The organism is Riemerella anatipestifer ATCC 11845 = DSM 15868 (assembly GCF_000252855.1).
GTDB lineage: Bacteria > Bacteroidota > Bacteroidia > Flavobacteriales > Weeksellaceae > Riemerella > Riemerella anatipestifera.
In genome coordinates this window covers 1,698,003-1,711,575 of record NC_017045.1, presented here as the reverse complement: position 1 = coordinate 1,711,575, position 13,573 = coordinate 1,698,003, and the positions used below count along the sequence as shown (strand labels likewise).

Annotated in this window: 13 protein-coding genes; 9 read left to right on the top strand and 4 right to left on the bottom strand. The window is 37.4% G+C overall.

Features of this window, described 5'->3' with window-relative positions:
* Positions 1-35: 35 nt before the first annotated feature.
* From RA0C_RS08125 to uvrC, 4 genes are read left to right on the top strand one after another with little or no spacing between them, the layout of a single operon-like run.
* Entirely contained in the window at positions 36-902 is an 867-nt protein-coding gene (locus RA0C_RS08125; protein ID WP_013447086.1) for an MBL fold metallo-hydrolase, read from the top strand.
* A 15-nt stretch (positions 903-917) separates the two neighbouring features.
* Positions 918-1,508: a dephospho-CoA kinase gene (coaE, locus tag RA0C_RS08120; protein WP_013447085.1), complete on the top strand. Its 591-nt coding sequence runs from the start codon at positions 918-920 to the stop codon at positions 1,506-1,508.
* Between the two features lie 12 nt (positions 1,509-1,520).
* Complete coding sequence (locus tag RA0C_RS08115) at positions 1,521-2,510, top strand: cation diffusion facilitator family transporter (protein ID WP_004916518.1); 990 nt, start codon at positions 1,521-1,523, stop codon at positions 2,508-2,510.
* Between the two features lie 19 nt (positions 2,511-2,529).
* Positions 2,530-4,320, top strand: a complete 1,791-nt coding sequence (gene uvrC / locus RA0C_RS08110; protein WP_015345294.1) for an excinuclease ABC subunit UvrC — start codon at positions 2,530-2,532, stop codon at positions 4,318-4,320.
* Here uvrC and RA0C_RS08105 read toward each other — a convergent pair.
* Complete coding sequence (locus RA0C_RS08105) at positions 4,310-4,720, bottom strand: VanZ family protein (protein ID WP_004916514.1); 411 nt, start codon at positions 4,718-4,720, stop codon at positions 4,310-4,312. The two genes, uvrC and RA0C_RS08105, sit on opposite strands and share 11 nt — an antisense overlap.
* A 57-nt stretch (positions 4,721-4,777) precedes the next feature.
* On the opposite strand from RA0C_RS08105, the gene lnt reads away from it, so the two are divergent.
* Entirely contained in the window at positions 4,778-6,421 is a 1,644-nt protein-coding gene (gene lnt / locus RA0C_RS08100) for an apolipoprotein N-acyltransferase (RefSeq protein ID WP_004916512.1), read from the top strand.
* Positions 6,422-6,454: 33 nt separating this feature from the next.
* Positions 6,455-7,453, top strand: a complete 999-nt coding sequence (locus RA0C_RS08095; protein WP_004916511.1) for an aminoglycoside phosphotransferase family protein — start codon at positions 6,455-6,457, stop codon at positions 7,451-7,453.
* Between the two features lie 23 nt (positions 7,454-7,476).
* Here RA0C_RS08095 and RA0C_RS08090 read toward each other — a convergent pair whose 3' ends face one another.
* From RA0C_RS08090 to RA0C_RS08080, 3 genes are read right to left on the bottom strand one after another with little or no spacing between them, the layout of a single operon-like run.
* Positions 7,477-9,606: a helix-turn-helix domain-containing protein gene (locus RA0C_RS08090; RefSeq protein ID WP_004916507.1), complete on the bottom strand. Its 2,130-nt coding sequence runs from the start codon at positions 9,604-9,606 to the stop codon at positions 7,477-7,479.
* Between the two features lie 27 nt (positions 9,607-9,633).
* Positions 9,634-10,179 carry a GNAT family N-acetyltransferase gene (locus tag RA0C_RS08085; protein WP_004916502.1) on the bottom strand — a complete coding sequence of 182 codons (546 nt, stop codon included), beginning with the start codon at positions 10,177-10,179 and terminating at the stop codon, positions 9,634-9,636.
* Positions 10,163-10,690 (bottom strand): gamma carbonic anhydrase family protein, encoded by a 528-nt coding sequence (locus RA0C_RS08080; protein WP_004916495.1) that lies wholly within the window; start codon positions 10,688-10,690, stop codon positions 10,163-10,165. The genes RA0C_RS08085 and RA0C_RS08080 overlap by 17 nt, the downstream gene beginning before the upstream one ends.
* A gap of 133 nt (positions 10,691-10,823) precedes the next feature.
* Here RA0C_RS08080 and RA0C_RS08075 point away from each other — a divergent pair, with 133 nt between their 5' ends.
* From RA0C_RS08075 to RA0C_RS08065, 3 genes are read left to right on the top strand one after another with little or no spacing between them, the layout of a single operon-like run.
* The gene (locus tag RA0C_RS08075; protein ID WP_013447083.1) at positions 10,824-11,702 is read left to right on the top strand and encodes a NifU family protein; all 879 of its coding nucleotides are present in this window, start codon (positions 10,824-10,826) and stop codon (positions 11,700-11,702) included.
* Between the two features lie 25 nt (positions 11,703-11,727).
* Positions 11,728-12,756 (top strand): ferrochelatase, encoded by a 1,029-nt coding sequence (gene hemH / locus RA0C_RS08070; protein ID WP_013447082.1) that lies wholly within the window; start codon positions 11,728-11,730, stop codon positions 12,754-12,756.
* A gap of 52 nt (positions 12,757-12,808) precedes the next feature.
* A complete protein-coding gene (locus RA0C_RS08065; protein ID WP_013447081.1) occupies positions 12,809-13,570 on the top strand; it encodes a Rossmann-fold NAD(P)-binding domain-containing protein in 762 nt (253 codons plus the stop codon).
* Positions 13,571-13,573 lie beyond the last annotated feature (3 nt).

Here is a 13,573-nt window from a genome sequence, read left to right as displayed (position 1 = left end):
CCTATTTTAATTTAAACACTAAAAAACATAACTATATGAAACTATATCCTATCCAATGCGGAAAATTTAAACTAGACGGCGGTGCCATGTTTGGAGTTGTGCCTAAATCGCTTTGGCAAAAAACTAATCCTGCTGATGAGAAAAACCTCATAGAGCTAGGTATGCGTTCGCTACTGATAGAGGACGGCAAAAAACTCATCTTAGTAGATTGTGGTTTGGGAGACAAACAAGATGATAAATTCTTTGGACACTACTCTCTTTGGGGTGATGATTCTTTGGATAAAAACCTTAGAAAATATGGCTTCGTAAGGGAGGATATTACCGATGTTTTTTTAACTCACCTTCATTTTGACCATTGTGGTGGTGCCATAGAGTGGAATGACGACAAGTCTGGCTATCGCCCCGCATTCAAAAATGCTAAATTTTGGTCTAACGAAAATCATTGGGATTGGGCGGTTAATCCTAACCCTAGAGAAAAGGCTTCTTTCTTAAAAGAAAACATTTTGCCTATACAAGAAAGTGGACAGTTAGATTTTTTGCCGCTTCCTAAAACAGGAAATTACGGTTTTGCTCCGGAGTTAAAAATGGACATTATCTTCGTAGATGGGCATACCGAAAAACAGATGCTCCCAGTCATCAAGTATCAAGATAAAACCATTGTTTTTGCGGCGGATTTAATCCCTACCGTGGGGCATATTCCCTTGGTTTATGTTATGGGATACGACACTCGTCCTCTTCTAACAATGGAAGAGAAAGAAAAGTTTTTAAAACAATGTGTAGATAATGAGTATTTACTATTCTTTGAACACGACGCCTACCACGAACTCGCTTCTCTAAAAATGACCGAAAAAGGCGTAAGACTAGACGAAACCTTTAGCTTCAACGAAGTATTTGGCTACTAATCATTAAACCAATAAATGAAAAAAATAATTGGACTCACAGGCGGTATTGGTTCTGGAAAATCTACGGCAGCCCATTTCATAGAGAAAATGGGCTATCCTGTTTATTATTCAGATGCTAGAGCTAAAGCTATTGTTAATGATAACCTAACTTTGAAAAATGCGATTATCAATCTACTTGGTAAAGATGCCTATACTACCGATGGCACTTATAATAGAAAATGGGTTGCAGAGCAAGTATTTGATAATAAAGACTTATTGGAGAAATTAAACCAAATTATCCATCCAGCAGTAAAGCAAGACTTTGAAACATGGGTCAATCAGCAGAACACCGAATTTGTATTTAAAGAAACGGCTCTTTTATTTGAGTTAGGGTTGCATCAATCCTGTCATCAATCGGTTTTGGTAACTAGTGAGGACAATCTCCGTATTAAAACAGTGATGGATAGAGACCAAAAGACCTACCGAGAGGTTGAAAACATCATTAAACAACAAATGCCCGAAAAAGACAAAATAAAGTTAGCCGACTTTATCATCTATAATAATGGGACATTAGAAGAACTAGAGCAAAATACCATCACCGTTATCACACAACTCACCTCCGCTTAACCCTTTATAAATATGACACCAGAGAAAAATAAATTCACCTTCCAAAGGAGCATTGCCTTTATAGGTGTAGCTTTATTCATAGGAAAGCTTATTGCGTGGCATCTTACCAACTCCGACGCCATCTTCTCTGATGCTATGGAGAGTATTGTGAACATTATTTCTGCTTTTATGGGGCTTTACTCTCTCTACCTTGCGGCAAAACCCAAAGACCACGACCACCCTTATGGACACGGTAAGATAGAATTTCTAACCGCTGGAGCGGAAGGTGTCCTAATTATCTTCGCAGGGATACTGATTATTGTACAGTCTGCCAACTCACTCCTTAATCAAAACACCCTTCAAAAGCTAGATTGGGGAATTGCTATTGTGGCTATTACAGCACTCATCAATTACATCATGGGATATATCTCTCACCAAAAGGGAAAAAGAGAAAATTCTCTAGTGCTTATGAGCTCAGGAAAACATCTCCAGTCTGATACGCTAACTACTCTAGGCGTTGTATTGAGTTTAATTCTGGTTTACATTACTAAAGTGTATTGGCTAGATGCCGTAGTGGCTTTATTTTTTGGAGGATACATTATTGTCGTAGGGTACAAAATTGTAAGAAAAGCCCTAAGCGGCATTATGGACGAAAAAGACGAAGCCCTACTCTCCGAAATTGTAAAAGTACTGCAAGATTTCCGCCGCAACGAATGGATAGACATACATAATGTAAAAGTGCAACAGTTTGGTGCTCATCTGCATATAGACGCCCACATTACACTCCCCTACTACTATACCCTAAGAGAAGCTCACCAAGAAATGGAAAAAGCCATAAGACTACTCCTAGCACACACGGAACGGACAGTAGAGTTTAACTTCCATATGGACGATTGCAAACCATTCTCCTGCGAAATTTGTCAGTTAGATTGTCCATTTCGTTCGGCTCCTTTTCAGAAACAAATCCATTGGGATATACATACCACTACGCAGGTAGAGAAGCATCAACTAAGCCAAAAGTAAAATTTTGTACTTTTGTGAGGTGAATGAAACTTTAGAACTTCAGCTAAAAACTTTACCAAAAGAGCCTGGCGTTTACCGTTATTATGACGAAGCGGGGCAACTGCTCTATGTAGGGAAAGCCAAAAACCTTAGAAATAGGGTGCTATCTTACTTCAATAAAAGTCAAGTGGGTTATAAGACCAAAATTATGGTTAAAAAAATCCATCGCTTGGAGATTACCATAGTTCCTAGTGAATACGACGCCCTCCTTTTAGAAAACAACCTCATTAAGGAACATCAGCCTTTCTACAATATTATGATGAAAGACGACAAAAGTTTCCCTTGGCTGTGCATCAAAAATGAACCTTTCCCTAGGCTATTTCTTACCAGAAAACGCATTAAAGATGGCTCCGAATATTATGGTCCTTACGCTAAAGTAAAACCCGCTAGAGTACTTTTAGAAACCATTAAAAACCTCTATAAAATCAGGACTTGTACACTTAATCTTTCTGAAGATAGGATAGAGAAAGCCAATTATAAAGTCTGTTTAGAATACCACATTAAAAACTGCGAAGGTCCTTGCGAAGGTCTGGAAAGTGAGGAAGATTACGAAAAGAAAATCAATGCTGTAAGAGGAATTATAAAAGGAGATTTCCGTTTGGCAAAAGCCTACTTAGAAGAGGAGATGCTAAAACACGCCTCCAACCTAGAGTTTGAAAAAGCTCAAATGGTAAAGGAAAAATTGGAGTTTTTGGAAGATTATCAGGTTAAACACACTGTGGTTAATCCTAGTATAGATGATGTAGATGTATTTGGTATGGTGAGTGATGAAACGGCGGCTTACATCAATTATTTTAAAATCAGAAATGGAAATATCGTTCAAAGTTATACTTCCGAATTCAGAAAAAAACTAGAAGAAAGCGACGAAGAAATACTAGAAGAAGCTGTAGTTGCAATTAGAGATAAATTTCAGTCTGAATCTAAGGAAATATTACTACCATTCCATTTAGGCACCGAAATTCCTCAAGTGAAACTCATCGTTCCAAAGGTGGGCGACAAAAAGAGAATTGTAGAACTTTCCGAAAAAAATGCGAGAGAATATCGTCTAGAAAAACTAAAGCAAATCCAAATTGTAGACCCTGACCGCCATACCAACCGCATTATGGCAGAAATGAAAACACTTCTTAGGCTTCCAGAAGAGCCAAGACACATTGAAGGCTTTGATAATTCTAATATTCAGGGGACTAACCCTGTATCTGCCTGTGTCGTCTTTAAAGACGGTAAACCAAGCAAGAAGGATTATCGTATTTTCCATATCAAGACCGTAGAAGGTCCTAACGACTTTGCTTCTATGGAAGAAGTGATTTACCGAAGATATAAAAGATATTTAGATGAAGGCGAGTCTCTACCTCAACTGATTTTGATAGACGGCGGTAAGGGGCAGCTAAGCTCTGCCGTTAAAAGTTTAAAAAAGTTAGATTTATATGGTAAAATCTCCATCATAGGTATTGCCAAAAGGTTGGAAGAGCTATTTTTCCCTAACGACCCTATTCCTTTATATTTAGACAAAACTTCAGAAACACTTAAGGTCTTACAAAGAGTGAGAGACGAAGCCCACCGTTTTGGAGTAAAGCACCACCGTACTAGAAGAACCAACAGCACCATAAAATCAGAACTAGAAGAAATCCCAGGTGTTGGTGCTAAATCCATAGAGCTATTGCTAAGTAAACTAAAATCAGTAAAGCGTATTAAAGAAGCCTCACAGGAAACTTTAGAGGAAATTTTGGGCAAGTCTAAAGGCAGTATAGTATGGCAGTATTTTAATGGATAGCGGTTGATATTTTACGACAACCTAAATAGCCTAATAGCACCCCAAAGGTATTTAGCAAAATATCATCTATATCAAACACACCTAGCCGTGTGAAATATTGCATACTTTCAACGATGATAATGGCAACGATAAAATCTAGTAAGAGTATCCTTAGGTTTTGATATTTAGGATCGCACCACCCTAAAAATCCAAACGGAATAAACATAATGATATTCCCAAAAATGTTAATAACTACATTTTGCCACAGCACCGATTTCTGCACAAATTCTAATGTAGAGACCAATGGCGTTAGGCGTACTATATTATAATCGTAAGGCGTTCGCCCAAATCCTACAAACATAAAGTACAAAAGCAACAAAGCGTATGGTAGTATTAAAATTTGATACAGCTTTTTTAACATAGGTTGCAAAAATATTCAATTTTAAAACACTAAATTTGTTTCTCCAAAAATAATAGAATGAAATATATTATTCTAGCCCTTATATCAGGACTTTTATTTAGTGTTTCTTGGCCCACTTACGGTGTGCCGTTTTTTATATTTTTTGCCTTTGTGCCTCTACTTATGGTAGAGCATGATATTTCTAAATTCAGTAGTATTAAAAGAAGAGGCTGGGCGGTTTTTGGCAGTTCTTATATCGCCTTTTTAGTATGGAATAGCATTACCACAGGCTGGCTATACGAAGCCAGAAATCCCGATGGCTCTCACGCCATTTTCGCTGTATTATTTCCAGTGTTGGTTAATTCACTTTTGATGAGTTTAGCGTTCCAATGTTACCACTGGTACAAAAATGTTAAAAGTACCTATTGGGGATTGGCTTTTTTCATTGTGATATGGATGTCTTTTGAGAAATTCCACCTTGAATGGGAATTTTCTTGGCCTTGGCTTCATCTAGGCAATGTCTTTGCCGACTATCCTAAACTCATACAGTGGTACGACACATTAGGTGCTACTGGTGGCAGTTTTTGGATTTTAATCATCAATGTTCTTGCATTTTATGCTTTAAGAATTTGGGAAGCAGGAAGAGTACGAAAAGATTTAATAAAAAACATCAGTATCGTTTCTGCTGTTATTGTTGTGCCTATGCTTATCTCTTTAGTTAAATATCACAACTTTAATGAAAAACCTATTGGGAAAGTTAGAGCTGTGATGCTACAACCAGACCTTAACCCTTATACCGAGAAATACCAAAAAGACAGTCTACAAATCGTAGATGAACTGCTCCATCTCGCTAAAGAACATCAGACCTCTAATATAGATTTCTATCTTGCTCCAGAAACAGCGTTCCCAGGATACGGAGGATTATCAGAAAAAGGATTGAAGCAAAGCACCCTCATTAAAAAGGTAGAAGACTACCTTAGCCACCAGCCTAAATCGGTTTTTGTAGGTGGCGTTTCTACTTATAATGTATTCTATAACGAGAATGAAGCTCCCAAAACAGCAAGCTATTATCCGTCCCAAGGGATTTGGGTGGAGAACTATAACTCTGCTATACAGATTGCTCCTTCTCTGCCCTATCAACTTTATCATAAAGCCAAGCTCGTTCCAGGTGTAGAGATATTCCCTTATATTTCTGTATTAAAACCTTTATTGGGAGAGGCTATGCTTAATTTTGGAGGCACAATTTCGTCATTAGGAATGGATAAAGAACGAGCGGTATTTACCAACCCTTACAATAAAGGTAAAATAGCACCAATTATCTGTTACGAAAGCATTTATGGTGAGTTTGTTACCGATTATGTAAAGAAAGGAGCTAACTTTTTAGGAATTCTCACCAACGACTCTTGGTGGGGTGTTACACAAGGTCATCGCCAGTTACTCGCTTATGCAAAACTAAGAGCCATAGAAACTAGACGAGAGGTTGCTCGTTCGGCAAACAGTGGTATATCCGCCCACATAGATGCCAAAGGAGAGATTGTAGCCGATACTTTCTACGGAGACCAAACCGCTTTGGTTGCCGACATTAACTTATACGACGGCACTACTTTCTACACCAGAACAGGAGATTTATTATCTAGAATTTCCATTTTTGTTTTAGGATTTTTGGTATGTTACCTTGTGATAGAAAAATTGATGAGTAAAACACCTCAACGCCAAAAATAGTTTTAATTCCATTAAATCAAAAAATAATACTTTATGAGTTTTCAATCGGTAAAACAATTCTTTGAAACCTATCTTGGCAATCCTGCCCAACATTTTGAAGCCTTACCTGCTAGTGGTTCCGCTCGGGTAAACTATGTAGGCATAAGCCATACGGGAGAAAAGTACATCATCACCTACAACGAAAACTTAAGAGAAAATGAAGCGTTCTTTTATTTTTCTTCTTTATTTTTTGATTTAAAACTGAACACACCCCAGCTTCTCAAAATCTCCGAAGATAGAACGACTTATATCCAAACTCACTTAGGCGACCATACTTTATCGGAAATCATCAGTAAAGAAGGACTAAGCGACAGAGTGAAATTTTTGGTAAAAGAAACCCTAGCGGCTCTGTATCATTTTCAGCAAAGCACTCTCAACCAAATAGACTACTCCAAAACTTTTGAATACGAAGTCTATGACGATTTGCCCATCACCCACGATTTATATTATTTCAAAAACTTTTTGGTAGATACTTTAGAACTTCATTACCATAAATCTACCCTTCTCAAAGAGTTTAAAGAAATTGTAAAGCGTATAGAACGCATAGAGCCTCGTGGACTAATGATAAGGGATTTTCAATCTAGAAACATTATGGTAAACGCATCGGATAAGGTGTTTTTCATAGATTACCAGTCCGCAATGGAAGGACCTCTAATTTATGATGTTATTTCTATGCTTTACCAAGCAAAAGCCAACTTCCCTGAAGACTTTAGACAAGAAATGCTAGATTTTTATTTCAATCTATATACCGACAAAGAAACTCAAACCCAACTTAAAAATGGGGTAGAAGTAATACAACTCATTAGATTTATGCAAGTTTTGGGAGCTTATGGCTTTAGAGGACTAATACAAAGAAAGGCTCATTTTATAGAAAGTCTTCATCAAGGCATAGACAATCTCTACCAATTCTCCGAACAATGGGACGAAATGCCAAACTTCCCAGAACTAAAACAAGTGATTAAACAACTGAAAACCGCAGATTTTCAACTTTAAATTTTTGGGTAAAGTTCCGCAACTTAGTCTTCCTCTTTGTGTTCCAAATAGCGATAATGATTGTCTAGCAATCTTATTTCGTGATATTCAAAATCATCTGGGAGGACTTTTTTCCATTCGGAGAGAGTGCCTTGTGGTGCTTGTTTAAAGGTTTCTTCAAAGGTTTTTATTTTTTCAGCACTTATCAATCTGGACAAATCTAATAGCCCTTGCTCTGCAAATTTCGCTAAATGTCCGTAAACTGTAGATATTACCAAACCTCTCTCCTTGGCAATTTCGCCAATAGTTTTACCGTCTTCAAATAGTTGATAGGTCAGTACGTGGGTAGGCACTTTTTTAATCTCTGTAGTAATGCTCTTCTCATTAGTTTCGTCAAAAAGAGGTGTATCTATCAAGAATACCGATTTTAAATCATTAAGATAATCTTCTAAATCGTCTAGCAATAGTTTGATTTCAGCGTTGTAAGTTTTAAGCCCTTTAACACCTTTGGTTTCAGCATAAAAATCTTTAAAAGGAGTGAAAAAATGCTCCAAAGTTTGAGTAAAAAAATAATTAACCGCTCCCTTGGCTTTAGCTTCTATTTCGTCCCACTGCTCATCGCCTTTTATAAACTTTTGCGTTTTTTGCTTTAACACTCGTTCTAGTTTCTCAAATATCTTTACCCAATTTTCTATTTGAGGTTTTACTGATAGATAAATTTTCTTCGCTTTATTCTTATCTAAATCCCTAGTAACCAAGGCCTGATTATACCACTCCTCCAAAGCCTTAGTAAACCAATTACAATCAATCCGTCTAAGTACCTTGCCTACGCTATAATCGTGCTTTTCTGATTTTATAATTTCGCTGATGCGGTCGTTAGCATTGGTTTCTTTTTGAAACTCGGCAACCCTTTGGTCATTAAAAATAACCGTTTTGGATATTTGAGATTTAAGAACAATGCCCTCCAAAGTACGACACCTAGACAAGGCCACATATACCTGCCCCGATGCAAAGGACTGCCCCGCATCTACAATCAACCTATCAAAAGTAAGCCCTTGACTTTTATGTATGGTAACCGCCCACGCCAAACGGATAGGGTATTGTTTAAAACTGCCCAACACTTCCTCCCTAATGTTTTTGTCTTTATCTAGGAAGTAGCGTTTTTGTTCCCAAAGCTCATGTTTTATAGTAAACTCTTCGTCTTCGCCGTCTATAGTCACTCTGATTTCGTCTTGGTCTAATGCTGTAACCTCTGCCAATTTACCATTAAAATAACGCTTCTCTGGACTAGCATCATTCCTAATAAACATCACTTGAGCCCCTACTTTCAGTTCTAGAATTTCCTCATTGGGATATTGGTGTTCATTAAAATCATCTCGTACTTCCGCTCTATAAAAATAAGACCGCCCTCCCAAAGCCTCCAATCGCTCCTTATTGATGCTGTCCGCCATACGATTGTGGGAGGTTAAATAAACATAAGTCTCATCTTTAGGGTCAAAATCGCTGATATATCTTGAGTTGAGTTTTTCATAATTATCCTCGCCAAGATTGCCTTCCCTTATCTCATTGAGGATATTAAGGAAAGTTTCGTCCTGCTGACGGTAAACTTTAGTAAGTTCCACCGTTACTAAATCTATCCCACGAAGGGCGTGAGCACTAAAGAAAAACGGCGAGGTATAATACCTTTGCAAGCTGTGTTCATCTCTTACCACTGGTGGCAACTGGTACAAATCTCCAATAAAAAGCATCTGAACTCCACCAAACGGCAACCCATTTCTACGAATATGCCTAAGGGAAAAGTCCATCATATCCAAAACATCAGCTCGTAGCATTGAAACCTCATCTATAATAATGATTTCAACCTCCCTAAGTAGCTTTAGTTTAGAACTTCGGTATTTAAAATGTTTTACGAGGTCTGGTATATTGTTTCCTAAATAGCTGTCTATCCTTTCGGTAGTAGGAAAAAAAGGTCTTAAAGGAAGCCCAAACATCGAATGAATGGTAACCCCACCCGCATTGATAGCTGCTATCCCTGTAGGAGCAACCACAATATGGCTTTTTCTAGTATTTTTCACAAAATGATTAAGGAAGGTAGTTTTACCAGTCCCTGCCTTACCTGTAAGGAATATATTTCTGTTGGTATGCTCTATAAGTTGAAAGACCTCGCTATTCATTCCCCAAAAGTACAAATTTTTGGAGGATTAAATTTTGTGAGAATTTAATATGCTATATCTACACAAATCTAAATAAACCCCTTGTTTTAAGATTTCTTGTTTTAGAATACCCTCAAACTGCATACCACACGACTCCATAACCTTACCCGATGCAAGATTATGAGAAAAGTGAGAAGCGTATAATTTATTTAGTTTTAAATTATTAAATGCAAATGAAATAATACGAGCTAATGCCTCTTTAGCGTAACCTTTATTCCAATAATCAAGACCTATCCAATAACCAATTTCTCCTTTATTATGGGCATCTACATTATGAATACCCATTGCTCCTATCATTAGTCTTGTTTCTTTTTCTCTTATTGCAAAAGTATAGCTATTGTTATCATTATTATTGGCTATTTCATAGAAAAACTCAGCGTGATGTTTTTCATATGGATAAGCTATATTTGATGTATTTTTAGAAAAATCCTCTGTCTGATTAAGAAGCGTAACTATTCTATCAAGATCATCTCTAATAATATCATCAAGTACTAGTCGCTCCGTCTCTAAGGTGGGTTTATTTTTGCTCATCATCTTTATACCAACTAGAATATTTTACATAGCTATTAGCAATTCTATTTACTTCGCCTTCTAAAAGTTCAGCGGACATATCTTTAATTTTTCTAGCTGGGATTCCGCCCCATACTTCGCCAGATTTAATATGTGTGCCTTGTGTAACCACAGAGCCTGCCCCCACAATAGAGTTGGATTCCACCACGCAGTTATCCATAACAATAGCTCCCATACCTATAAGTACATTATCGTGCAAGGTACAGCCGTGCACAATGGCATTATGCCCAATAGACACATTATTACCTATAACGAGTGGATATTTCTCGTAAGTGCAATGCAGCATAGCATTGTCCTGAACATTAACCCTGTTCCCCATTTTGATATAATGCACATCTCCACGAATAACGGCATTATACCAAATGCTACATTCTGCCCCCATAGTTACATCGCCTATAATAGTAGCGGTTTCTGCTAAAAAAGTGTTTTCTCCTATCTGTGGAGTTTTTCCTAAAAGAGGTCTTATAAGTGCCATATTTTCGGTTTTATTTTAATTCTATTAAAACTGGTTTCTTTCTATAAATTGCAATCATTGAAAAAAACTAAACCTAGTATTCTATCGTCTAAGTTGGTTTCCGTATTTTTGCAGTTCCAAATTTAATTTAAAAATGCGACAAATCATCATAGAAGCCACAGAAAATCCTAGAGTAATGAAGTTCGTTGCGGATTACAACTTAATCCCAGGCTCATTGGAACTCGATAGAAATTCGGATATTTCGGAGATACCACTAGCCCAAGAACTTTTTAATTATCCTTTTGTGGATAAGATATTCATTACGGCTAATTTTATTGCTGTTGCTAAGCAAGATACCGTAGAATGGGAGCACGTGGTGCAAAGCCTTAAAAACGTTATCGAAGACGAGCTTCTTGCTAACCCTAGAATTTATCGCCAACAAAGGAAAGAAGTGTATCAAATTTATGCCGAAATGACGCCCAACCCTTCGGTGATGAAATTTGTAGCCTCAAGACTATTATTAGAGGGGTTTGTAGAGGTTAAATCTCGTGAGGAAGCTGCAGAAGTGCCTTTGGCTCAAGCTATTTTCAAAGAGTTTGATTTTGCCCAAGAGGTCTTTATTTCGGATAACTTTGTTGCGGTTACCAAAGATGATTCTGTACAGTGGCACGAAGTGATGGTGGTTACTAGAGCTTTTATCGCTGAATATCTCCAAAATGGTGGCGAGGTTTCTCATAAAGAACCCCAAAAACACGAAAATCCAGTAGAGAAAATCATTAACAGAGAATATACCGATACGGAACAAAAGATAAGCGACATACTTAACGAATATGTGGCTCCTGCCGTAGAAAACGATGGCGGTAAAATTTCTCTAATGGAATACGACGAAAGCACCAAAACTGCCAAAATGCTACTACAAGGTGCTTGTAGCGGTTGCCCAAGTTCTACAGCTACCCTGAAAGGCGGTATAGAGAATGTACTCAAACAATTTCTGCCCGATTTGGTAGAAAAAGTGGAGGCTGTAAACGGCTAAAATTTAATCACGCTAAAACAAAACTATGTCAAAAAAAGGGATATTATTAGTTAATTTAGGTTCGCCCAAATCCACCAAGGTGTCTGATGTTAAAGAATATCTAGACGAATTTTTGATGGACGAAAAGGTCATTGATTATCGTTGGTTTTTCCGTGCATTATTGGTGAGAGGTATTATTCTCAAAACTAGACCTCCAAAGTCCGCAGCAGCTTACGAAACGGTGTGGACTCCAGAAGGCTCTCCCCTTATCGTAATCACAGAAAAAATAAAAACCAAACTACAAAAATTAGTAGATATCCCTGTGGAAATAGGTATGAGGTACGCCCAACCTAGCATAGAAAACGGTATGAGAAAACTCATAGAACAAGGCGTTACAGATATTGTTCTGTTTCCGTTGTATCCGCAATACGCTATGAGTACCACAGAAACCGTAATAGACAAGGCAGAAGAGGTAAGAAAAAAACACTTTCCTAATGTGAGAGTTAATTATGTTCAGCCTTTCTACAACCGAGATATTTATATTAAATGTTTAGCTGATAGTATCCGAGAAAAACTACCTCAAGATTTTGATGCTTTACAGTTTTCTTACCACGGTGTACCAGAAAGACACATCTACAAAACAGACCCTACCAAAACGTGCAACCTTAATGATTGTTGCTCTCGTGAGAACAATCCAAGTCATTCGTTTTGTTACCGTCATCAATGTTTTAAAACCACAGAATTGGTAATTCAACAACTTAATTTACCAAAAGAGAAAACCATCGTTTCCTTTCAATCTCGTTTAGGAAAAGACAAATGGATTGAGCCTTACACAGACGAAACTTTAGAAAATCTACCTAAAAAAGGAGTTAAAAAATTAGCTATCTGTTGCCCTGCCTTTGTATCGGACTGTTTAGAAACCTTAGAAGAAATATCCGAAGAGGGCAAGGAGGAATTTTTGCACGCAGGAGGAGAGCAATTCCATTACATCTCTTGTCTTAACGATGAAGACCGCTGGATAGAAGTCATTAAAACGCTTTGTGAGGAAGAATTAAAAAATTTCTATTTAAGCTAAAATATTCCCCACGTCTGCTGATAAAGCGTGGGGCTTTTTATATCCATTAGTTATGAAACATCTCGGTATTATAGGTTGCGGCTGGCTAGGCAAACATTTGGTAGAGCATTTTGCTCCTACTTACTCTATCCACACAACTAATACTTCCGAAAGTAAAGCCACCCTACTGAAAATTAAAGGTTGTCAAACGAGTATCATCAATTTTGATAATCCCATTGATACTCCTTGGGAAATTCTCTCAAAATTAGATGCTATTATTATTACGGTTCCGTTTTCAAAACGCACAGATTTACACCTTCTTAAAACGAGGTTTCATAATATCAGTCGCTTTATTTTCGGATTTGAGAAGCCTATTTTTTTAATGAGTTCTATAGGAATTTATCCACAAATTGAAGGAATCATCAACGAAAACACACTAGACGAAACTGATTTAGACCAACACATTCTATCCATTGAAAAGCAAATGAAATCTAGTTTCCCTCACCTTAACATTTTACGATTGGGTGGACTTATGGGCGGCAACCGAATGCTAAGCAACTACAAAGTAACCAACCTGAATCAAGTGGTTAATCATATTCATTATAAAGATGTTTGCCTTGTTATAGAGAAAATGCTGAACCGAAATTTAACCTCAAAAATATACAATATTGTAGCTCCTCTACACCCTACCAAGTTAGAAATCCTAAACCAACAAATAGGGAAAGCTGTCCCAACAACCCCACAAGAAACATTTGGGAGAATTATTTCTTCTCGCCTCTCCGAAATAGAAATCCCTTATAATTACCGCTATCCAGACCCTACGAAATTTATGTAAAAC

Coding starts and splice junctions, on each gene's coding strand:
- RA0C_RS08125 (WP_013447086.1), top strand. CDS start 36: ATGAAACTATATCCTATCCAATGCGGAAAATTTAAACTAGACGGCGGT.
- RA0C_RS08115 (WP_004916518.1), top strand. CDS start 1,521: ATGACACCAGAGAAAAATAAATTCACCTTCCAAAGGAGCATTGCCTTT.
- RA0C_RS08105 (WP_004916514.1), bottom strand. CDS start 4,720: ATGTTAAAAAAGCTGTATCAAATTTTAATACTACCATACGCTTTGTTG.
- RA0C_RS08090 (WP_004916507.1), bottom strand. CDS start 9,606: ATGAATAGCGAGGTCTTTCAACTTATAGAGCATACCAACAGAAATATA.
- RA0C_RS08080 (WP_004916495.1), bottom strand. CDS start 10,690: ATGGCACTTATAAGACCTCTTTTAGGAAAAACTCCACAGATAGGAGAA.
- hemH (WP_013447082.1), top strand. CDS start 11,728: ATGTCAAAAAAAGGGATATTATTAGTTAATTTAGGTTCGCCCAAATCC.
- lnt (WP_004916512.1), top strand. CDS start 4,778: ATGAAATATATTATTCTAGCCCTTATATCAGGACTTTTATTTAGTGTT.
- RA0C_RS08085 (WP_004916502.1), bottom strand. CDS start 10,179: ATGATGAGCAAAAATAAACCCACCTTAGAGACGGAGCGACTAGTACTT.
- RA0C_RS08095 (WP_004916511.1), top strand. CDS start 6,455: ATGAGTTTTCAATCGGTAAAACAATTCTTTGAAACCTATCTTGGCAAT.
- RA0C_RS08075 (WP_013447083.1), top strand. CDS start 10,824: ATGCGACAAATCATCATAGAAGCCACAGAAAATCCTAGAGTAATGAAG.
- coaE (WP_013447085.1), top strand. CDS start 918: ATGAAAAAAATAATTGGACTCACAGGCGGTATTGGTTCTGGAAAATCT.
- RA0C_RS08065 (WP_013447081.1), top strand. CDS start 12,809: ATGAAACATCTCGGTATTATAGGTTGCGGCTGGCTAGGCAAACATTTG.